Consider the following 22,417-nt stretch of genomic DNA (forward strand, 5'->3'; position numbering starts at 1 on the left):
TTTTTCTATATCTTTATAAGAAATAAATATTAGTCTATGACTAATATTTATTTCTTTCATTATTTTATTTGAGAACGAATTAAATCAGGAACTATGGCTAAAGCTTCCCCTATTTTAGTAATATCCTTACCACCAGCTTGGGCCATATCTGGTTTGCCTCCGCCACCGCCTCCAGTTCTACCTGCAACTTCTTTTATTATGTTTCCAGCATGGATTCCCTTATTTGTTAAATCTTTTGTTACCATTGCTATAAAAGAAAGTTTATCATTTTTCACACTTCCAAGAACTACTACGCCTGTTCCTAAGCGATTTCTTATTTCATCGCCTAAGTTTCTTAAACCGTTCATATCTAAATTATCTACTTTTTCAGCAATTAATGATATTCCCTCTATTTCCACCTTCATTGATAATATTTTATCTGCAATAGATGATGCCATTTTACCTTTAAGAGATTCTATTTCTTTTTCTTTATCTTTTATATCTTCAGTTAGGACTTTAACTTTGTCCAATAGATTATTTTTATTAGCCTTTAACATAATAGCTATTTCATCTATTTCATTTTCTACTTGGTTTAAATAATTATATACAGCTTCGCCAGTTATGGCCTCTATTCTTCTTACTCCTGAAGCAATACTTGATTCTGAAACTATTTTGAACATCCCTATATTTGCAGTATTAAATACATGAGTTCCCCCACATAACTCTTGTGAATAGTTCCCAATTTTTAAAACTCTTACTTCATCTTTATATTTATCTTCAAATAATCCTACAACTCCCATTTCTTGAGCCTTAGTTAAAGATGTCTCTATAGTAACTACTTCTAGGCTATCTAAGATTTTAGAGTTGACTATTTTTTCAATTTCTTTCAGTTCTTCTTGTGTTACTCCTTCAAAGTGAGTAAAGTCAAACCTTAATCTATTGGGCATTACAATAGAACCTGCTTGATTAACATGTTCACCTAGTACATCTTTTAATGCTCTATGAAGAAGATGGGTTGCTGAGTGGTTTCTTCTAATGGAGTTCCTTCTATTTTCATCTACGTTGGCTATTACTTTATCTCCTACTCTTGCTTCTCCCTCTATTATCTTTATTATATGAATTAAATGCTCTCCTGAATGTTTAGTATCTAATACTTTAGCTTTAAAGTTAGAACTTTCTATAATTCCTGTGTCTCCCAATTGTCCTCCAGACTCTCCATAGAAAGGGGATTCGTTTAATATGATTATCCCTTCTTCATCGACAGTCAGACTTTCTACTTTTTCATTATTAGAAAATAATCCAGTTACTTCCGATACAATATTTATTTTTTCATAACCTCTAAATATGGTTTTTAAATTTCCAAATATATCTTCTTCACTGTTACTTGACCATCCACTATCTCCTTCTTCTCTAGCACGTCTTGCTCTATTTCTTTGTTCTTCCATATTCCTATTGAATTCTTCTTCGTCTACCTCTAATGATTTTTCCTCAAGAATTTCTTTTGTTAAATCCAACGGGAAACCATAAGTATCATATAATTTAAATGCTTTTTCTCCACTTAACACTTTCGCATCTTTATTTTTTATTTCTTCAATATAACCTTCCAATATTGATAATCCTTGATGAATAGTCTCTTGGAATTTGTCTTCTTCTGCCTTAATTATCTTCTTAATCTGTTCTTCTCTTGTTTTTAAATCTGGATACTCTATTTGCCATGAGTTGATTAAAACCTCTACTACAGAACTCAAGAAAGCTTTTTCTATACCTAAAAGTTTACCATGTCTTGCTGCCCTACGAATCAGTCTTCTAAGTACATAACCTCTTCCTTCATTACTAGGCAGTACTCCATCCGATACTAGAAAAGTCATAGCTCTTGTATGATCTGTAATTACTCTTATGGATTCATCTTTTTTAGGATCCTTCCCATAATCAACTTCCGCAACTTCTTCTACTTTTCTTAATATTTCTCTAATGGCTTCAATATCAAATATAGTCTTTGCACCTTCCATTACACAGGTAATCCTCTCAAGTCCCATACCTGTATCTATATTTGGCTTAGGTAATGGATGGTACACTCCCTTTTCATCCTTATCGAATTGAGTAAATACTAAATTCCATACCTCAATAAATCTATCACATTCACATCCTGGTTTACAGTCTGGACATCCACAGCCATGCTTTTGTCCTCTATCTACATATATTTCTGAACAAGGTCCTGATGGTCCTACTTCCAATTCCCAAAAGTTATCTTCTTTTCCCAATCTAACTATTCTTTCAGCTGAAACGCCAACATCTTTATTCCATATTTCAAAAGCCTCATCATCATCTTCATATATTGTTACCCATAAATTTTCTTCTGGAATTTCCATTCTTTTGTTTAAAAATTCCCACGCCCATGCAGTAGCTTCTTTTTTGAAATAGTCTCCAAAGGAAAAGTTACCTAGCATTTCAAAGAAAGTTGCATGTCTATCAGTTTTACCTACATTATCTATATCACCTGTTCTAATACATTTTTGACAAGTGGCCATTCTTTTATTAGGTGGTGTTTGTTCTCCTGTAAAATATTTTTTTAATGGAGCCATACCAGCTCCAATTAATAGTAAAGATTTATCATTTTTAGGTACAAGGGAAAAACTAGGTGCAACTAAATGTTCTTTTTCCCTAAAAAAGTCTAAAAATTCTTTTCTTATTTCATGTAGTCCAATTTTTTTCATTATATACACCTCTTTATAGAATTTTGAAATAGAACTTTCTATATTCATTATAAAAAATCGCCCCTGTAGAGGGACGATATTCTCTCTTTGATATATTTGGATTATAATTTAATATCTTGTCTTTGTCAATAAATACTATCTATTTCTGAACCCTTGGAGATTTTTTAAACTTTTCTCTTATAAAGGTAATTAGAATAAACAATATTGCAACAAAAGGAACTGCTAAAATCATTCCAAGTACTCCAAATACCCCTCCTCCAATTATTATGGAAACTAGTATTATCAAAGGATGTATTCCTGTTGATTCTCCTATTATCTTAGGAGCTAATATATTATTTTCTGCCCATTGAATAAATAAGAAAAACAATCCTACCCATAAAGCTTTTATTGGATTATCCAGGTAAGCAAAGAATACTGCTGGAGCAAAACCTAGGAATGGTCCTATATAAGGAATTATATCTGCTACCCCCGTAATAAATCCAATAACTAAAGCAAAGTCAATCCTCATAAAAAGCAAAACTATAGATGTGGCAACTCCCACATAAATTGCCATAATTATTTTTCCTCTAACGAATTTAGATAAAGAATCGTCTATTTGAATAAATAATTTAGTACATTCTTTTCTGTGTTTTTTTGGGATAAACAACATAAGTTTTTCTTTAAAATAGTTTTTATCTACTAAAAAGTAGAATGTAAGTATTGGAGTCAATATTAAACTAACAATTTTTGAAAAGGTATTTGCTACTCCCCCAATAAAGCTCTTAATAGTACCTGTAATCATATGTTCCAATCCAACTATGTTTTCCATAACTACTTGTTGAATTCCTTGGAATAAAGGTGGCAAATCTCCTAAAGTTGAATAATATTTATTATAAATTTCATCCATTAAAAATGAAGCCTTTTCTAAATATATAGGCATATTTGTAACTAATTTTTTAAGTTCAGTACCAGATCTTGGAACTACTAAAAAAGCTACAATTAAAAACATACATATTATCATTATGTATAGTATTAGAACACCTAGACCTCTGTTTATTTTTTTCTTTTCTAGGTAATTAATTATTGGATTAAATAGATATGCTAATATTGCAGAAAAAATTATAGTATAAAAAGTATCTGATAATATTTGATATTTGTTAATTAAATTAAAAAATAAAAATAAAAATATAATTCCTAATAATATAGGAAGAATTTTTTTATCATTTATGCTAATCTTTTTTCTATCTGGCACAAATTTATTTCCTATATTGATTAAATAATAGATAACTAACATAAGTAATATTACCAATAGACTCCAAAATATTTTAGTAAAAAAACCAGGCTGATAATAATCTAACATAATATACACCCCTTTGAGTGGTAAAAGGCAGCAATAGCCGCCTATTTCCACAAGTTATTCATTCCATCTATTAAATTGGAACTCATTTTTTTAGTAGATCTCATCATCTTTTTTCTATTCATTGGAGTCATTTGATTACTTATTATTATACCTATAGATGTTCCTATAATAGTTCCCCAAAAAGCTCCATTATTATATTTATTTCTACTGTTAAACATTATATCATCTCCTTTATAGTCATTTACATATTATATCTTTCCACTAAAAGGAGATAATAATTCTATCAAATTTATCCAATATTATTTTATAGTTCTTCTAACTCATGTGCATGATGGTCATCATCAAAATTTATATCTTCTAATCCATCAATATGAATATTATTTTTTTTCGAATAATCTAACAAAGCAGATTTAATAGCTTGTTCTGCTAAAACCGAACAGTGCATTTTAACTGGTGGTAGTCCATCTAGGGCTTCTGCCACTGCTTTATTTGTTAAATTCATAGCTTCTTCTATAGTTTTTCCTTTAATCAACTCTGTAGCCATACTGGAAGATGCTATGGCAGAGCCACAACCAAAGGTTTTAAATTTAACATCTTCAATTACACCATCTTCTATTTTAAGATACATTTTCATTATATCTCCACATTTTGCATTTCCTACTTCTCCTACTCCATCTGCATTTAATATTTCTCCTACATTTCGTGGATTTTGAAAATGTTCCATTACTTTTTCTGAATACATTATTGTTCCTCCTTTATCTTCTCGTATAATGGTGACATTTGTCTTAGTCTATCTACTATTTTTACAAGCTTCTCTACTACAAAATCAATTTCTTCTTCAGTATTGAAGTCACCTAAACTTAATCTCAAAGAACCATGAGCGATTTCATGAGGAAGTCCAATAGCTAAAAGTACATGAGATGGATCTAAAGATCCAGAAGTACAAGCTGAACCACTAGAACCAGCTATTTTTTCCATATCTAAACTAAGAAGTAACGATTCTCCTTCAATAAATCTAAAACAAATATTTACATTTCCAGGTAATCTTTTAGTTGGATGACCATTTAATCTTACATAAGGAATATTATCTTCTATTTTTTTGATTAAACTATCTCTTAGTTTAGTTAACCTGTCATTATGCTCTTCTAAATCTTCATATGCTAGTTCTATAGCTTTACCCATTCCTACTATAGCTGCTACATTTTCTGTACCTGCTCTTCTATTTCTTTCCTGTCCTCCACCAGATATAAGAGGATCGATTTTTACTCCTTGCTTAATGTATAATGCTCCTATGCCTTTTGGTCCATAGAATTTGTGAGCTGATATGGACATTAAATCTATATTTAATTCTTTTACATCTATTTTTATATTTCCAATGGCTTGAACAGCATCAGTGTGGAAATATATTTTTCTTTCTTTAGCTATTTCTCCTATTTCTTTAATAGGTTGAATAGTTCCTATTTCATTGTTTGCAAACATAATAGATATAAGTATTGTTCTATCTGTTATTGCCTCTTTTAGTTCATCTAAACTTATCATACCATATTCGTCTACATCTAGATAAGTTATGTCAAATCCATTTTTTTGTAAATAATCGCAAGTATGTAATACTGCATGATGTTCAATTTTAGTAGTTATTATATGGTTTCCTTTTTGTTTGTTTCCATAAGCAATACCTTTTATTGCCCAGTTGTCAGCTTCAGATCCACCACCTGTAAAAAACATTTCTCTTTTATCTGAATTTATTATTTTCGCAATCTTCTCTCTTGAATCTTCCATAGCTCTTTTTGATATGGAACCTAGAGAATATACTGATGACGGGTTACCATATTTCTCAGTAAAATATGGTATCATTTCATCTAAGACTTCTTTCTTTACTGGAGTAGTAGCTGCATTATCCATATATATATATTTATCCATCTGTTTTCCTCCTATACCTATTCTTTTCCATTTAGTTTATTTTCATCATCTATCATATCTTGCAAAGTAATAGAGTCTATGACTTCATCTATACTATCTTTTATCCTTACCCACACCTGTTTAGTCACACATCTATCTTCTCTAGAACATTCATGTTCATCACCCATTACACAATCTGATGGTGCCATATTCCCTTCTAATACTCTTAATATTTGCCCTACGGTAATCTCTTTAGGCTCCTTTGATAACATGTACCCACCTTGTGCACCCCTAACACTATTTATTAATCCTTCTTTTTTAAGAGTGGAGAAAAGTTGTTCTAAATAGTTTTCAGATAGATTTTGTTCATCAGCAATTTGTTTCAAAGCTATGGGTCCATTACCATAGTATAAAGATAACTGAAACATTGACTTTAGCCCATATCTTCCTCTTGTAGAAAGCTTCATCTTTTCACCTCTTTTTAATCCCCACTAGTTCACTTGGTATTTATTATAAGTATATTATAACCTAGTATTTTTGTCAACATTCATATATCATAAAAAAAGAAGAGAATTAACTCTTCTTTTTTCATTTAACATAGTCCTCCACTATTTAATTGTGGTGGGAAAAATTCAGGAAAGTCTGCATAGTCAAAAGCTTCACATATATCTGTTGGATTAAACTCTGTACATTCAGGCGGTGTTGGACAATATCCTAATGTTGGAATTAGTAGTTGTACAGTTCCTACTACTTTTATTATAATAAATGTTCCTACTACTAAGCTTAAAGTTTTTCCTGTTTGTACTGGAGGTGCTAAAACTTCTGACATTGTTTCAACAACTATTCTGAATTCAAATTCATCTCTAGAATCTGGAAGATATAATATTATATCCTTTAATATGTCTGGTAAAAATCCTTCAGCTACTACATTTCCGTTACAATCTAACACCTGGAATGGAATTCTTACAGTAAATCTTACCCTCCTAAAATTAGGGGTATCAGTGTCTGTAACTACTAATGTATTAGGTACTATAAATCCAGGTCTAAATCTTACGCTTCCAAATGTCTTATCGCATAATTCTACTTCTACCTGTGGGAAACATTCTCTTTGCTGACAGGATGCAAATACCTTATCTGTAATTATGCAATCAAATTCCAAACATCGAAGAGCCTCAACTGTTCTTTCATTAATATTTAATTCAGCCACGCTATTCACTCCTTTTAATTTAATATTTCTATTTTCATTATCATATTATGTATATATAGACTAATGTGCTACTAAATTAATCGCGAGGTGAAAAAAATGTTTAATCAAAATATTAGTATTATATTCAACTCCAATGAAGAGACTTTTTTATTTGATTTATCAGCAAATAAGGAAATAGTTTACACAATTTATGATTCATTTTTTAACGAATTAGAATCTAAAAATATACTAGATGAAAATATAATGAAATATTCCGTACTTATTGATAAGAATAATGTTATACATCTTATTGCCTTAACAAATACAGGAGAATTAAATTATTATAAATATATAAAAGATAAGTGGATAAAAAACAATGTTGCTAAATTTGATTTAGCATCAAATTTATATAATCAAATGGAAATTCTAATGGTTAAAGATAAACTTCATATTATATACAATTATTCCAATATAATTAATTCTAATATATGGACTATTCAACATGTAATCTTAAACGATAAAAACGGTGAAAGACATAATGCCATAAGATATATATCAAAACGAATTCCAGATCCATTCTTTGTGAATGCAGATAGTTTAGGTAATATTCATATAGTATATAAAACATATATAAATAATGATTCCCAAATCTATCATGGATTTTATAACCCATTTACTAAATCTTGGAGCTCTGTATCTAAACTTATTTCTTCCAAAGACTTTAATAATATTTTTCCGTTTTTATTTATAGATTCAAAGGACAATATTCATATTCTATGGATAGCAGAATCAAAAGATAATCTAAACCTAAAATATCTACGAATGAAAGGTAGCGGAAAAGAAAAATACATATGGAAAGAAATAGCCTTGCCTTATATGGGATTATCCAAAAATCATCCAATTATATTTGAAGAAAACAATGAGTTGAAACTCATACATTTTTCCAAGGACTCCATGATACTTTCATCTTCCAAAGATTATGGAGATAGTTGGGTAAAGAAAGAAAACATTCCTTTACCACAGAATATCTCCATGGTTAAGTTTAACTCAAATATATTACTTTCAAAAAATCACATAAATTATGGTTATTTAAATACTTTAGAAGAACCTACGCTTTGTTTTTTAGAATTGTATCATAAAACTTCTCCCATACTAACTAACGATGAATCTACTTTGGAATCAGAAGTTATTCATGAAGAGAATAATATAGAAGTAGACGAAAAAGCATCTCCTGAAGCAACAATTCTAGATTCTACATTTTTATATGAGTTGAAGAAGTTAGATGAAAAATTAGAAAAAATAATAGATAATCAATATATTTTAACTAAAATATTAGATAATCAACTTAATATTGAGAATAGGCTAGATGATCTCCAAAGAACTATAGATTCTAATAAAAAAAAAACATTTTTAAATAAGTTTTTTAATTCTTGATGATTACTTTTGAATACTTGTATTTACCTTGCAGTTTTTCACAAAAATATATCTCAGGAATCTCCATGTTTAACGCCTTGGCCTCATTAACTATAATATCTATATATCTTTCATCTTTAAATTTTATTCCATAATTGCATCCAGCCTTTATACTGCAAGGCAAAGATACTAGCTGAAATACCCTATATCCTACAGTTTCAAGTGTAGAATAAAGAAATATGGCTTGATTTTTAGTTTCAAATACAGTTATATAATAATCATTGACCATAATACTCCCCCCTATATATTAAGGTATTTACTTTACCATATATTGGTTACAATTTTTACATGAAATTTTATTAATAATGAGAGTAGGTTATATCATTTATGATAAGATTATATATGATAACTATGCTATGGATAGACAAAATAAAACAGGGAGCTAAAGCTCCCTGTTTTATAATATTATAAACCTAATTTAATTTTTAATTTATCTAACATATCTTTAGTCATAGCGTCTAAATCATATTTTGGATTCCAGCCCCATTCTTCTCTAGCAGCTGAATCGTCTAAAGAGTTTGGCCAAGTATCAGCAATAGCCTGTCTTACTGGGTCTACTTCATAGTCTAATTCAAATTCTGGAATAACTTTTTTAATTGATGCCGCTAACATTTCTGGGTCAAAGCTCATTGCAGTTACGTTAAAAGCATTTCTGTGGATTAGTTTAGCTGGGTCTGCTTCCATTAAATCCACTATGGCATCAAGAGCATCTGGCATATACATCATATCCATCTTTGTATCTTTACCTATAAAGCTAGTATACTTTTTATTCTTTAAGGCATCGTAATAAATATGAACTGCATAATCTGTAGTTCCTCCTCCTGGTAATGTTTCATAAGAAATAAGACCTGGGAAACGAACTCCTCTAGTATCTACTCCAAATCTTTTAAAGTAGTAATCACATAATAATTCTCCAGCTACTTTAGTAACACCATACATTGTAGTTGGTCTTTGAATTGTGTCTTGTGGAGTATTATCTGGTGGAGTAGTTGGTCCAAAAGCAGCAATTGAAGATGGAGTATATACCATACAGTTTTCTTCTCTAGCAACTTCAAGAATATTATATAATCCATTCATATTTATATCCCAACACTGTTCTGGATACTTTTCACCAACAGCTGAAAGAATAGCAGCAAGGTTTATAATAGTATTTACATTATGTTTTTTAACTATTTCAGATACATCTTTACCTTTAGTTATATCAACTATTTCAAAAGGACCAGATTCTATTAACTTCTCATGACCTTCCTTTATTCTTCTACCACTGGCAATTACATTGTTCTCTCCATAAACTCTTCTTAGTTCAGTTGTAAGCTCTGAACCAATTTGTCCTAATGCACCTGTTACTAATATTTTTCTCATTATATGCACCTCCGCAGTATTTAATATCCTTAGCTCGTTATAATTATATCATGAATTGTAAATTTTGGATATGCTTTTTATTAATAAAAACAAATTCCTATACCTTTAGGACCCAAATGAGCTCCAATTACTGGACCTAACTCATCTATAGTAACTAAAGCTTTTGGAAACCTTTCCTCTAACATACTTTTAAATTTTACAGCAGAATCAATATCCATTACATGACAGATTCCTATTTTTTCTACATTTTTTGGCACTTTATCTATTATTGAAGCTATGGCTTTATTTTTACCCCTTATTTTTTCTAATAACTGAAGTTCCCCATCTTTTAGTTGAATTATAGGTTTGATATTCAGTAAATTTCCCATAGTGGCTTGAACTGATGAAAGCCTTCCTCCCCTACCTAAATATTCTAAGGTTTCAGTAGTTAAATACACTTTCATCTTTAGTTTTTTAGAGTTTATATGAGCTTCAATTTCCTCTGAGTTTTTTCCTTTCTTAGCCATTTCCACTGCATCCTCAACTAAAAATCTTATATTTGCTGCAGCATTTCTGGAATCTATAATAGTAATTTTTTTACCCTCTAGCATATTCTTTGCAAGTGTTGCACTGTTATAAGTACCACTTAAACTAGAAGACAAAAGAATGGCTATTATCTCATCATATCCCTCTTCAAAAGACTTTATAAATACATTTAAAAAATCCCCTGCTGCTGGTTGTGAAGTAGATGGAAATAACTTTGTACTACTTAGTTTGTTGTAAAAATTTTTAAATTCACCCGGAAAAGGTTCTTTACCTATTTCCTCTCCAAATATATAGTTCAGAGGTACTACTGTTATATTCTCTTTGTTCACATATTCTTTCGAGATATATCCTGTACTATCAACGATTATCTTTATTTTTGACATTTGCATTCCTCCTAACATGTAAATAATTCCACAATTAAATAATAGCAGAATTATTATATTATTTCATACTTTAATTTATTTTACAACTATTATCTGATTCTTATTACTTGATTTTTCTAGAGAAGTCAAACATATGTGACACAGACCTCTGAAAAATTTTCTCTGAATAATGCTGTGGTTTTCTTAAATTGCTAGTAATTATTTTGTCAAGGAGGAAAGCGATAGCGATCCTTGATTAAATAATTATTAGTAATACCATCTTAAGCAGCATTTTTAGAGAAGTACTCCTCAACTATTTCATTTGGCGTCTTAAAGTTAAGAATTTTCCTTGCTATGTTATTGTATTTGTTACTATATCTTCTAAATGACTTCTCCATTTCTTTATAGCTACTAAACCGTCTTCTGCTGTAGAATAATTCATTATCTATCCTATGACTACGCTCTACTATACCATTTTGCCATGGTGAATATGGACGAATACGTTTGTGTTTTATATCTAGCTTTTCTAAATACTTTTCAAATCTAGTTTTCTTATTTGTAATATCTTGATCATTAACAAATTCGATTCCATTATCAGTTTGAACCAATTCAACTTTAAATCCTAATTTATCTTCTAATCGTGTTAAAAAGTTAGATGTACTATATGTGCTAAGTTCATTAACTAATTCTAAATATCTCTTTCTTGAATATTCATCAATAGCTGTTATTTGGTAGTATCTGCTATGATTACTTGCAAAGCCAATACATTCATTTGGAACATACTTTACATCTATTTGTACTCTTTCCCCTGGATAAGTAGCAAGGTTTTTATGATAGTTAGATTTAGGATAGCTCACTCTTTTCTTTGCTACATTTAATTTCATTTTTCTTATCTGTCTACACATAGAATCATAGGTTCTTTTATACCCTGCATCTCTTAACTTACGATATATCTGTGCATAACCTTCATGCTGATGGTATCGATGCTTATATCTTATTAAATCTAACTCTTCTTGAGTATGTTGATTAGGATGTGACTTTGGTCTTGTACTTCTATTGGCCAAGGATTTTACATCACCATCATATCTTTTTCTCCAGCGTTGAACTTGCTGACGGCTGGTATGGTATTTTCTAGCTGCCTTAGCATTATTATCATGTTTAATTGCATATTTAACTACCCTTTGACGAAATCTCATCTCTTCTGTTATAATTGTTTTCATAAGGAAAGATCCCTCCGATTTTTGTTTGTTATGGTAAACAACATTATATCAGAGGTCTTTCCTTTTTTCATATTTACTTGTCACAAATGTATTGTCTCATATCATATCTGATTCTTATTACTTGATTTTTAAAAATATTGTACTTAGTTCTTAATTCTTTTAATAATCTTATCTTTTTTATGCTTCATATTCCGTAATTCATTTTTTTGCTAAACCGTTTTTTATATTTTCTTCTTCTATAAAAAACACTGATAACCCACCTAATCGTACACGAGTACCTACTGCTGACATATGAGTGCATATATTCTAGTATTGGCTGAAATAAAGCATATAATACGATTTGTGACGGGTGTTTTCTCGACTTACTATTTGATTAATGGTATACTTTTCACATTGGTATGAAAAGTATGAATATGGAGGGGATTGAAAATGTCATTACCAAAAGGTAAACATATTTTTGGAACAGTCAAGGTAGGAGAACGAGGACAAATTGTAATTCCTAAAGAAGCAAGAGATTTGTTTGATATAAAACCAGGAGACACTTTATTGGTTTTAGGAGATGAGGAACAAGGAATTGCTATTGCAAAAGCCGATGTTATGCAAGAAGTTGCAATAAAAATCCTTAAAGGTTTAGGAGGGTTTAAGCCAGATGATAAATAATATGGCAAAATTCTTTAGTATGTCAAATGTAGGCTTTATTCTCTTACTCATTGCAACGATTGGGGATTTGGTTATACCTTTTTTTCTTGCACCATTTTGTAAAAAATATAATCATTTGACAATGGTAATGAGTTTGTTAGGTAATCATAATTCCCCAATACATTTAATATATAACTTGTGGCTCATTGCTGCAGGAATTATGCTTATTCTTGGTAGTTTAAAATTGTATGCAATATATTTACCTACTTCAAATATACTTTCAAAAGTATTGCTATTTTGTGTAGTATTTTATGCTATTGGAGCCTGTATATTATCTGGTATATTTTCAGTTGGAGAAACAAAGACACTTACAACTCTACCCGAAAAAATACATGGATATGGCTCTGTTTTAGGATTTTTTGTTTTAACCTTTATTCCCTTAATTATTGGGATTGTATCTATACACTCAAACGATATAGTTTGTAGTGTTATGTCATTTATATTTTTTGCTTTAGCTATAATGTTTTTTGCTTTGTTTATAATGGCTGATAAGGCAAGGTTTGAAAATACTATAATTTCTAATGAGGGAATATGGCAAAGATTAACTTTGCTTTGTATGTATGCGCCAATCATTATAGTTTCATTCAAAAATATATTTATGAAATGAGATGCTGCAATGATACTATAAAATTGTAAATGCACAAAATCAAATAATGAGGGTTGTTAAGTCACCATTTGAAGTCATATATACTAAGGATTCAGTAACAAAATTAGCTAATAAAATACTTGACTTAATGGAAACTATTATATTTTTATTAACACTTTACCATTACTTTACATATTCTATAATGAGTGCTTTCACTCGTTTATAAATATTAATAATATAGGGGGTGTCTTCATGGGTGGCTTATTTGGAGGAAGAGGCTGTGATAATGATGATTCTTTATTATTCTTCTTTTTACTATTAGTGGTTCTTTTTACTAATAGTGGTTGCTTTGGCGGCGGAGGTCGTAGATGCTAATATAATATAAATGCCCTAGATTTTTTCTAGGGCATTTATTTGTTTATTTACTTAATAAGTGCTTCGCAGAAATATTTATTCCTATTGCTCCCAGTGGTGCTGTAATTAATATGGATAATACTGCGATAGCCAATATAATATCTCCTGATTCTACTCCTAGTGACAGTGGTACTGCTCCCATTGCAGCCTGAACTGTTGCCTTCGGTATATAGGCAATAACACAAAATATCCTCTCTTTCCAATTTAAATCTGTGTTCAATAAAGAAAACATTACTCCTATACTTCTACCTATAAGACCAATTAATAATACTATGATTCCTATTTTACCTGCATTAAGTGCAACTCCAATATTTACCTCATCTCCTACTAATACAAATAGCATTATTTCAGCAAAAATCCATATTTCATTAAACTTTCCTGCTAGTTTTTTACCTACCTTTGGTATCTTTTCAATTATAATAACGCCTATAGTCATAACTCCTAATAATGAAGCTAAGGATACCTTTGTCTTTAGTAGTTCTTCTAATTCAGTAAATAAAATACATAGTCCTAGTATTAATAAAACTTTCTTTGTATCTTTTATATTATATTTATTAAATATCTTCACTACTATGATTCCAACAATAGCACCTATCAAAACTCCCAATAATATTGATATTGGAATATTTAATAACTGCATACCTATATTGATATTGGACCCACTATATAAACCTAAAAATCCACTGAATATAGTAATTGCAATTACATCGTCAATAGAGGCTCCTGCCAATATTAATGTTGGTATTCCTTTATCTGTTCCAATATTATTTTCCATCAGTTTTAACATAGAGGGAACTACAACAGCAGGAGAAACTGCGGCAATAATAAATCCTAACATTCCTCCCTCAACAAAAGAAAAATCCAAGAACTTAACTGATGCAAATGCAATGAAAAATCCTTCTACCAAGCCTGGTATACAGCTCATTTTAAGTGCAATTTTTCCGACTTTCTTTAAATCACTTTTATTTATACCAAATCCTGCCCTAAGCAAAATTACGATTAATGCAATTTTTCTTAAATCAGCAGAGGAAGTTAACATATCCTTTCCAATTAAATTAAATCCATAAGGTCCTATTATTATTCCCAATATTATCATTCCTAGAAGTCCTGGTAATTTTATTTTTTCAAATAACTTGTTTACCAACAACCCTAATAATAAAATAATTCCTAAACTCTTAGCCATAAAATTCTCTCCTTTCATGTGACTATAAACAAAAAAACTCCTACAGAAATACTATAGTATTTCTGTAGGAGTCATTAGCTTTAAGCAATTTCGGTGAACTCCATCACCCTCTATTATATTATCAGTATAGTACTAAACTTTAATTGTATCAAGAAGCTTTTTAATCTATAAATCAAACAAACTGATTTGTTTAGATTTATCTTTATTTTCAAATGTATAAAGATAAGTAAATATCTCATTTATATTATATATAATTCCACTTCTCTTACATCTTTCTTGAAATAAATCCATCAATTTGTCATTATTTTTACTTTTTATATCATATACATTTCCAAAAGATTTTATATATTGTTGTTTGAGTCCGGGAAACCTTTTATCTAAAGCATTATAAAAATACTCTCTATTACCTTCTCTAAGTGTTAATCCCATACTAAAACAAATAATCCCCTTTACCTTGGCTTCCTCACAATAGTCTAAAATTCCATTTATATTTTCTTCAGTATCATTTATAAAAGGTAGAATTGGACACAGCCAAACTATAGTAGGAATGTTGTTGTCTCTCATTATGTTTAAAACCTCAACCCGTTCTTTTGTAGTAGATACATTTGGCTCTATTAAGGAACAAAGTTTTTCATCAAATGTAGTTAAGGTAATTTGAACAACAGATTTAGCCTTTTCATTTATACTTTTTAATATATCTAAATCCCTAAGGATTCTATTGGATTTAGTCTGTATAGCTACTCCAAAACCATATTTATCAATAAGTTCTAAAGAGCTTCTTGTGTGCTGTAACTGAATTTCAATTGGAATATATGGATCAGTCATGGCACCTGTACCAATCATACATTTTTTCCGTTTTCTCTTTAAGGCATCTTCTAGTAATTCAACAGCATTAATCTTTACTTCTATATCTTCAAAATCATGATGCATTTGATAACACTTACTTCGGGAATCACAGTATATACACCCGTGAGAACAACCACGATATAAATTCATTCCATTTTTAGAAGATAAAATTCCCTTTACCTTTACTTCGTGCATATTTTACACCCTTACTTTCTTTTCCATATATAATCAAATTAATTTTAATCATATCATCTGATTTTCTTATATTTAGAAATCAACTCCATATCACTATACCTTTCGAGTTTTAGTAATTCATCATAAGGATTACCCTTTAAATTTAGTATCTTTGCAAATGACGGTTCTGTTTTTAATCCATTTATCTTTAAATTAATTACCTCTTTTCTAAAATCATCACCATATAAATTTAAAAGTCTGTCTTCTATAATCATATGTCTATATCCATTTGATTTTTCTGTATCAATTTTGGAGCCATATATTTCTATTTCAATATTATTTACTATGAAATTACACACTAATATATCATATTCATAATTTATAATCTTAAAACAATCGTATCTTTCAAAATTACTTTTTAATATATTTTCAAACATATTAAAATCTTCTACTTTACAAACTATATCTAAATCACTATTTTCAACATCTATATCTATTGGAATTGTTCCTACTATTATTGGAGTATAATTCTTTAAAACATCTAAAATTTGTGTATTTATAAGGATTTCATATGTTTTTCTTTGTTTAGAATTACCTTCTTTTAGATATGATATATCCTTCCAATTTCTTTTGCTAGTATTAATCATTTTTAATCTCCACCAATTTATATATTTACTAAATTACTTAACTTTTTGATGTAATCTAAAAAAATCTTCCTTTGTTATTTCATAGTCAACTGCGCTTCGTAAGTTTCCTAGCTGATCTTTCCAAGTATTTTCTCTAATACCAATTTTCTTTGCTCCGATTTTGTTTTCATAAACATACTGTGCTCTTTTATTTTCAAGCATAGTATCCCAAACAACCTTTTCTATTAGAAACCTGGAATTAATTGCTTCATCTGTAAAAAGAAATTCCAATAACATTATAATGATTTTAGACCCGTATCCTTGATTTTGATAGTTAAAGTCGCATATTTTCCATCCCGGCTCTACTGTATTATTATCTTTGATTCTATAGCATAGTTCCCCTACAAGCTTTCCATCTATTTCTATTATACAACGTTGGCTTAGTTTTCCTTCACGGCTTTTAATACCAGCTATGGTAGTTTCTAAAGATTCTCCCAATCCATTGGGAAAACCTGCGTGTTCCATGACTTTACCATCATTCCACCATTGATTCAATTGTTCCGCATCATATATCGTTACACTTCTAATAACTATATTTTCTTTCTCTATTCTCATCCTATCCTCCAAGATTATAATTTTATTTGTATATTTAATAATAATATTATTTCAGCATTATGTATTTATTTCTAATATAATCCCTATTATACCACCTATAATAATATAAATGGTATATATAAAATGATAAATCAAAATAAAACATAATATGCTGAGACATTATGTTTTATTTTGATTTATGTGTGCTTTTAAGACCTTAACTATTATATTCATTAAAATCAGAAAATTTTCCATATGGTAAAGGTTAATCTTTCATTTATTTTTTCATAATACTTAAGTAAAATATTCAATTCTAGAATTAATAAAATTATCTTGGATTAGTTCTGAAATATATTCTTTTATTTCCGTACTTTGTTCTTTAGGGTAAACGTATTTAAATTTTCCATAGGGTCCCCACTTAAGTTGCCTATTTTCTTCATTGAGATCTAATTCAGTATTTGGAAATCTAGTAAGAATTAATTCCTTTGCAGTAGCCGTAAATCTATGCTGTATAAGTTCAAAGGTAATCTCTTTATTATAGTCCACAAGTTGAGATTTCAAACTTGTTAGCAGTTCCCTATAATCCTCTTTCCAGTTTTCATATATCATAATCGGAGCAATAATAAAACCTATGGGATATCCTGCCTTTGCAATTTTTGTTGCAGCTTCTATTCTTTCTTCAAAACTAGAAGTACTGTGTTCAAATTTTCCTATTATATATTTAGTATTTATGCTAAACCTAAACTTAGTATGATCATTATGTTTTATATCTAAAAATGAGTCTACATTATTAAATTTAGTGATTATCCTAAGTCTTCCATTTTCACTATTAGAGAAGAATTCTATGCACTTTTTTAGACTTCCTGTTAAATGCTCAAGGGCAACTGGATCTGTAATACTTCCACATTCAAAAGTAGTTATATTAGGTAAATTCTCATCTATATGTTCCTGAATTACCTTCAATATTTCATCTACATTTACAAACACTTTCATAAAGGGTTTTTCACCTTGCGTTGTTTGTAAATAACAATATTCGCAATGTCCAGGACATGAACTTGATAAAGCAAATTGATAATCTGCCGATGGCTTACACTTTCTTAGTTTTTTTTCCCTATTAACAGTTAGATAAATAGTCTTTTTAGCTTTAGCATAATTTTCAGAAGGTGATTTACCTTCTATTTCAACTTTTTTTGTTTGTATTATGGGAATATTTAACGTTTCTAATTTTTCCTTTACCATTATTCCAGTATCATATTCTAAACTTTTAGGATCAATATATACTCTATCTGGCATGAACAATTTCATTTTTTCACCTCAGAAATATTATTTCCTTATTAGCAAATATTAATTCAGTAACTATATATTTAGATAATAGTCCTTACTTAAAAATTGTTTTTCACCACTTAGACTATTATAGGAACTATCTGAATGATATTGAAATCCTAATTTCTCCATTACTTTTTTTGAACCAATATTATCGATGGCATGTCTACAAAAGAACTTTTTCTCTCCCAAAGTATCTATGGCAAAATCTAATATGATTTTTCCAGCTTCTGTAGTCAGTCCTTGTCCCCAATATTTTTTCATAATGTTATATCCAAGTTCATAACAATTAAGATGTTCCTTGTAGTATATGCCACCTGAACCAAATAATTCTCCAGTTTCTTTTAACACCAATCCCCAATTATAAAGACCTTCTTTATGAACATTTTCTACTTCTATTTTTAACCATTCAATAGTATCATCAATAGATTTATGTGTATCCCACATCATGAATTTTGCGACTTCTGGGTCAGATGTCCAACTTCTATAAATATTTTCAGCATCATCTATAGTAAGAGGTCGAAGGATTATCCTTTTGCTTTCTAATATAGGCGTTTTCATAATCTTTCCTCCTTATATTCTTTTTAATGAACGTTATTTACTAGTTATAAACAAAAGATGATTACTTGTCCCTAAGAATTCTGGTTTTTCGCAACAATAATAGTGATAATTTAGCCATTTATCATAACTTTCATCATTCATATTATTTATTTTATCTGCTAACAACTCACTTAGTCCATCTGTAGCAACCTCATTATTAATTATCAAATCTGAATTTCTCAATATTTGTCTACAATCATCTACTGTATGAAAAACAAATGGAAAATCTTTAACTTTAAAGGTATGATGATTATATGTATCTCCAGTTAGAAAGGTAGGATTGTAACACATGGTCTCAGTGGTAATCACCATATCATTGGAAATAAAGGCAAAGAACATTTTACCATTATCTTTACAAACCCTTTTTACTTCTTCTATACATTTCATTCTATCTTCTATCTTTTCCAAATGATATAACGGTCCGAAACATAATACTATATCGTAGGTTTTATCTTCAATCATAGATATATTCATTGCATTTCCCTGAAAAACTTTAAGTGACATTTCATCATTAATTTTTTCTTTAATCTGAGAAACATGTTTTTCCACTAATTCAACTGCTGTTACTTTGAAGCCATTTTGGGCAAAATATAAACTATATTCTCCAGTACCGGCACCTAAATCCAATATTTTCATACCTGGTTTAAGATATTTTTCAATCTGTCTTATGGTAGTTAAAAATTCAACTCTAGTTGCCTTAGTAGATAATCGTGTACTTTCATCAAAAATATTATAAATTGCTGACACTCTTTCTTCTTCATTTTTTATCTCAAATATATCTTCCATTCTCAAGTTTAATCACTCCCATTTTAATAGATTTAATTATAAAGATAAATATGATAATAATAAGTTTATTTTTATATATTATAAAACAGTAAGATTTCACTCTTACTGTTTTTAAATTAGTTTTAATCCCTCTTCTAAATCTTCAATTCTTTATCTCATACCCGTCTCTTGTTGGGTGTGAGTTATCTACCCAAGTGTAGTCTATTTTACCTACAGGTTCTGCTAAGAATGTTTCATATTTAGCATCTGAAAGAGGTGTCCATTGTGTAGTTTCTACTGGTCTACCATTTAATATATTTGCTGGGTTTGTAGCCCCGGGAACTACTCCTCTTGTTTCATAGTGGATACTCTTATTGTATCCCTTATTTACATTCGTTGAGTTCCAGTATTTCCAATGCTCTCCATCACCTGCTTTAGGGAAATAGTTTTCTCCCCATGCACTATCCCACTCCTTGAAACCCACATTATCATATGCGGGACAAGGTCCATGGTTTCTAGTAGGTGGTGTTGGCAGGTCTGTTGTTGTGGTGTAGGAGTACAGGAATACTTCTCTATAGGAATCTAAGCATATATAAGGGTTAGAAGCTACGCATGTTGTAGGTCCTTTGCCCTCTGATGGCATCTGAGCCTAACAACCTATCTCCAAAGGTATCTATAACTTGTTGACCATTGGTGACGTCATGTCCATTGGAATTAAAATTTCCTTCTTTACCTGCACCTTGTAATGCTTCTTGTCCCCAATTTATATTTACTTGTGTTGTTCCATTTGGCACTGGTGTCATATTAGTTATTGTTTGTGTATAGGTATTGTTCCCATTATCCCTAGTCCTAGTGTCATTGGGTTTTCCATCCGGGTTTAGGTAAAATCCTACTCCTGGGACAGATAGGGTTTGGTCTCCAACTTCAGCATTATCTGCAAATACTGTTGATGTTAGTAACATTACTACACATACCAGTAGAGTTATCTTTCGTTTGTTTGTTATCATTTTAAATCACCTATCTTTATCAATTGTACGGTTTCACCATACTTCACACCTTTTCTATTTGAAGGTTTATCTCTTTTCATATTCTTTATTTTAACAGGTTTATTTAAATTGATTTCAATTATTGTACCGTTGTCATAAAAGTATAATGTCTTTAATGTTTTACCTTCTAGGGTTTCACCTTTGTTAGCAAATATTGTTCCACCTGATGCTCTTGTTGTATATATGGTTCCTTCTGTATCTGCTATGGCGTAGGTACTCATTGTTCTAGGGCTTACAGGGCTTCTGACTGATAAGTTAAGGGCTACCCCTATTTCTCCATTATCATTCTCTTGTATACCATATTGAGGTATTATTATATCTTTGTAATAACTAGTTGCATCATACAATTTACTTCTACTAAAACTTAATTCCTGTTTTACATCTCCCAGACCTACTAACTTTTTATATTTATTCTCTACGTATTTTCCATCTTTATTTGGTATTTCTTTTATAGTGGATAGGTCTACTGCTGTGTACCTAGGGGACATAAAGTACCCAAAATCCTTATAGAATGATATTACATCTTCTAAATCCTCAATAGTTGCCTTATTACTACTTTGGCTTGGCTTTTCAATTGGTTTCTCTACGGGCTTTTCTACTGGTTTCTCTACTGGCTTTTCTATTGGTTTCTCCACAGGTTTTTCCACTGGCTTTTCTACTGGTTTAGGTGGAGTAGTTGGTTTCTCTTCTTTTGGTTTCTCCACAGGTTTCTCTACTGGTTTTTCCACTGGTTTAGGTGGAGTAGTTGGTTTCTCAACTGGTTTCTCAACTGGTTTGGTAGGTTGTGTAGGTGTAGTTGGTTTCTCTACTGGTTTCTCCACTGGTGTAGTTGGTTTCTCTACTACATGTTCTTGCTTAGGTGCACCTTCTTCTCTAATGTCTATTGCCTTTGCTTCATGGTAATAGTCTACTGTATATCCTAGGCTTTCCATTATACTTCTAAATGGTAGGTAGGTTCTGCTAACAGCAGGGTCTACTGTTGCTGAAGTATCTAGTTCTACTAGTTCTCCATTTGAGGACATTACCCTTTTATTTATTGGGTACTTTAATTCTTTACCATTCCCTTTGGCTATGGCTAATGAATTAGCTTGGTCCCATGTTAGGTCTAATCCTTCTATATTGTCTGCAATGTCTCTTATGGCTACAGATGTTCTTCCATTTACCATTTTAATTCCATAGGCAAACTTGTTATCCAATCTTATTTTCGTACCATCTTTTTGTATTAGGGTTACCTTGTAGTCATATGTAGCGTCTTCCATTTTCTCAACATTGGTCTTGTATTGGGAGAATTGGTCTTTATTATTCTCCATGTTATTTAATACTGCTGCTTGTGTAGTATTTTGTGTATTCTCCACAGCATTACAACCTACTGGTCCTAATAGTGTAATCGCAACTAATGTAGCTACTCCTGTTTTCTTTAAAATATCTGCTTTCTTGTTCATTTATATTTTCCCCCTATTTCTTATAATGTTTTCCTTGATCCAAGCTTTACTAATTTATGT

The 22,417-nt window shown here is 30.2% G+C and carries 25 protein-coding genes and 1 riboswitch; of the genes, 4 read left to right on the forward strand and 21 right to left on the reverse strand.

From position 1 onward, the window contains the following. Nucleotides 1-59 precede the first annotated feature (59 nt). The 7 genes from alaS to KQI41_RS09880 form a co-directional block, all read right to left on the reverse strand. Complete coding sequence (gene alaS, locus KQI41_RS09850) at nt 60-2,693, reverse strand: alanine--tRNA ligase (RefSeq protein WP_154437850.1); 2,634 nt, start codon at nt 2,691-2,693, stop codon at nt 60-62. 139 nt (nt 2,694-2,832) lie between these two features. Next, a complete protein-coding gene (locus KQI41_RS09855) occupies nt 2,833-4,032 on the reverse strand; it encodes an AI-2E family transporter (RefSeq protein WP_216585206.1) in 1,200 nt (399 codons plus the stop codon). Nucleotides 4,033-4,073: 41 nt separating this feature from the next. Then, on the reverse strand, nt 4,074-4,250 hold the full coding sequence (locus tag KQI41_RS09860; protein ID WP_154437846.1) for a hypothetical protein: 177 nt from the start codon (nt 4,248-4,250) through the stop codon (nt 4,074-4,076). Nucleotides 4,251-4,336: 86 nt separating this feature from the next. Beyond that, on the reverse strand, nt 4,337-4,774 hold the full coding sequence (gene nifU, locus KQI41_RS09865; RefSeq protein ID WP_154437844.1) for a Fe-S cluster assembly scaffold protein NifU: 438 nt from the start codon (nt 4,772-4,774) through the stop codon (nt 4,337-4,339). Beyond that, on the reverse strand, nt 4,774-5,952 hold the full coding sequence (nifS, locus tag KQI41_RS09870; RefSeq protein WP_244971100.1) for a cysteine desulfurase NifS: 1,179 nt from the start codon (nt 5,950-5,952) through the stop codon (nt 4,774-4,776). The genes nifU and nifS overlap by 1 nt, the downstream gene beginning before the upstream one ends. Nucleotides 5,953-5,969: 17 nt before the next feature. Then, nucleotides 5,970-6,398 carry an RrF2 family transcriptional regulator gene (locus KQI41_RS09875; protein WP_154437840.1) on the reverse strand — a complete coding sequence of 143 codons (429 nt, stop codon included), beginning with the start codon at nt 6,396-6,398 and terminating at the stop codon, nt 5,970-5,972. Nucleotides 6,399-6,523: 125 nt separating this feature from the next. Then, nucleotides 6,524-7,138: a hypothetical protein gene (locus KQI41_RS09880; RefSeq protein ID WP_216585207.1), complete on the reverse strand. Its 615-nt coding sequence runs from the start codon at nt 7,136-7,138 to the stop codon at nt 6,524-6,526. 96 nt (nt 7,139-7,234) lie between these two features. Here KQI41_RS09880 and KQI41_RS09885 point away from each other — a divergent pair, with 96 nt between their 5' ends. Continuing rightward, on the forward strand, nt 7,235-8,551 hold the full coding sequence (locus KQI41_RS09885) for a hypothetical protein (RefSeq protein ID WP_216585208.1): 1,317 nt from the start codon (nt 7,235-7,237) through the stop codon (nt 8,549-8,551). Here KQI41_RS09885 and KQI41_RS09890 read toward each other — a convergent pair. The 4 genes from KQI41_RS09890 to KQI41_RS09905 all read right to left on the reverse strand — a co-directional run bounded on the left by KQI41_RS09890 (nt 8,541) and on the right by KQI41_RS09905 (nt 12,059). After that, nucleotides 8,541-8,819, reverse strand: a complete 279-nt coding sequence (locus KQI41_RS09890; protein WP_154441384.1) for a putative Se/S carrier protein — start codon at nt 8,817-8,819, stop codon at nt 8,541-8,543. The genes KQI41_RS09885 and KQI41_RS09890 overlap by 11 nt on opposite strands. A gap of 176 nt (nt 8,820-8,995) precedes the next feature. Further along, nucleotides 8,996-9,952 (reverse strand): L-threonine 3-dehydrogenase, encoded by a 957-nt coding sequence (locus KQI41_RS09895; protein WP_154441386.1) that lies wholly within the window; start codon nt 9,950-9,952, stop codon nt 8,996-8,998. Nucleotides 9,953-10,032: 80 nt separating this feature from the next. Then, nucleotides 10,033-10,860, reverse strand: a complete 828-nt coding sequence (locus tag KQI41_RS09900; RefSeq protein ID WP_216585209.1) for a DegV family protein — start codon at nt 10,858-10,860, stop codon at nt 10,033-10,035. Nucleotides 10,861-11,120: 260 nt separating this feature from the next. Then, the gene (locus tag KQI41_RS09905; RefSeq protein WP_216584566.1) at nt 11,121-12,059 is read right to left on the reverse strand and encodes a DDE-type integrase/transposase/recombinase; all 939 of its coding nucleotides are present in this window, start codon (nt 12,057-12,059) and stop codon (nt 11,121-11,123) included. A gap of 429 nt (nt 12,060-12,488) precedes the next feature. On the opposite strand from KQI41_RS09905, the gene KQI41_RS09910 reads away from it, so the two are divergent. The 3 genes from KQI41_RS09910 to KQI41_RS19115 all read left to right on the forward strand — a co-directional run bounded on the left by KQI41_RS09910 (nt 12,489) and on the right by KQI41_RS19115 (nt 13,719). Then, the gene (locus KQI41_RS09910) at nt 12,489-12,719 is read left to right on the forward strand and encodes an AbrB/MazE/SpoVT family DNA-binding domain-containing protein (protein ID WP_154441390.1); all 231 of its coding nucleotides are present in this window, start codon (nt 12,489-12,491) and stop codon (nt 12,717-12,719) included. After that, a complete protein-coding gene (locus KQI41_RS09915; RefSeq protein WP_216585210.1) occupies nt 12,709-13,365 on the forward strand; it encodes a DUF998 domain-containing protein in 657 nt (218 codons plus the stop codon). The genes KQI41_RS09910 and KQI41_RS09915 overlap by 11 nt, the downstream gene beginning before the upstream one ends. A 231-nt stretch (nt 13,366-13,596) precedes the next feature. Then, on the forward strand, nt 13,597-13,719 hold the full coding sequence (locus KQI41_RS19115) for a hypothetical protein (protein ID WP_268233527.1): 123 nt from the start codon (nt 13,597-13,599) through the stop codon (nt 13,717-13,719). 43 nt (nt 13,720-13,762) lie between these two features. On the opposite strand, the gene KQI41_RS09920 is transcribed toward KQI41_RS19115, so the two are convergent. The 10 genes from KQI41_RS09920 to KQI41_RS09965 all read right to left on the reverse strand — a co-directional run bounded on the left by KQI41_RS09920 (nt 13,763) and on the right by KQI41_RS09965 (nt 22,357). Beyond that, nucleotides 13,763-14,941, reverse strand: coding sequence for a cation:proton antiporter (locus KQI41_RS09920; protein ID WP_216585211.1), 1,179 nt, complete (start codon nt 14,939-14,941; stop codon nt 13,763-13,765). Nucleotides 14,942-14,999: 58 nt separating this feature from the next. Next, nucleotides 15,000-15,058, reverse strand: a riboswitch (Fluoride riboswitch). A 48-nt stretch (nt 15,059-15,106) separates the two neighbouring features. After that, nucleotides 15,107-15,982 carry an SPL family radical SAM protein gene (locus KQI41_RS09925; protein WP_216585212.1) on the reverse strand — a complete coding sequence of 292 codons (876 nt, stop codon included), beginning with the start codon at nt 15,980-15,982 and terminating at the stop codon, nt 15,107-15,109. Nucleotides 15,983-16,035: 53 nt separating this feature from the next. After that, complete coding sequence (locus KQI41_RS09930) at nt 16,036-16,608, reverse strand: DUF4269 domain-containing protein (protein ID WP_216585213.1); 573 nt, start codon at nt 16,606-16,608, stop codon at nt 16,036-16,038. Between the two features lie 33 nt (nt 16,609-16,641). After that, entirely contained in the window at nt 16,642-17,202 is a 561-nt protein-coding gene (locus KQI41_RS09935) for a GNAT family N-acetyltransferase (protein WP_154441398.1), read from the reverse strand. A gap of 273 nt (nt 17,203-17,475) precedes the next feature. Continuing rightward, a complete protein-coding gene (splB, locus tag KQI41_RS09940) occupies nt 17,476-18,486 on the reverse strand; it encodes a spore photoproduct lyase (RefSeq protein ID WP_216585214.1) in 1,011 nt (336 codons plus the stop codon). A gap of 51 nt (nt 18,487-18,537) precedes the next feature. Continuing rightward, entirely contained in the window at nt 18,538-19,065 is a 528-nt protein-coding gene (locus KQI41_RS09945; protein WP_216585215.1) for a GNAT family N-acetyltransferase, read from the reverse strand. 33 nt (nt 19,066-19,098) lie between these two features. Beyond that, entirely contained in the window at nt 19,099-19,890 is a 792-nt protein-coding gene (locus tag KQI41_RS09950; RefSeq protein WP_244971151.1) for a class I SAM-dependent methyltransferase, read from the reverse strand. Nucleotides 19,891-20,032: 142 nt separating this feature from the next. Beyond that, nucleotides 20,033-20,512 (reverse strand): hypothetical protein, encoded by a 480-nt coding sequence (locus KQI41_RS09955; protein WP_216585217.1) that lies wholly within the window; start codon nt 20,510-20,512, stop codon nt 20,033-20,035. Beyond that, a complete protein-coding gene (locus KQI41_RS09960) occupies nt 20,469-20,876 on the reverse strand; it encodes a hypothetical protein (protein ID WP_216585218.1) in 408 nt (135 codons plus the stop codon). Before KQI41_RS09960 ends, KQI41_RS09955 begins: the two co-directional genes overlap by 44 nt. Beyond that, on the reverse strand, nt 20,873-22,357 hold the full coding sequence (locus KQI41_RS09965) for a stalk domain-containing protein (RefSeq protein WP_216585219.1): 1,485 nt from the start codon (nt 22,355-22,357) through the stop codon (nt 20,873-20,875). Before KQI41_RS09965 ends, KQI41_RS09960 begins: the two co-directional genes overlap by 4 nt. Nucleotides 22,358-22,417: the final 60 nt, after the last annotated feature.

Source organism: Tissierella pigra (assembly GCF_018917845.1).
In the GTDB taxonomy this organism is placed as follows: domain Bacteria; phylum Bacillota; class Clostridia; order Tissierellales; family Tissierellaceae; genus Tissierella; species Tissierella pigra.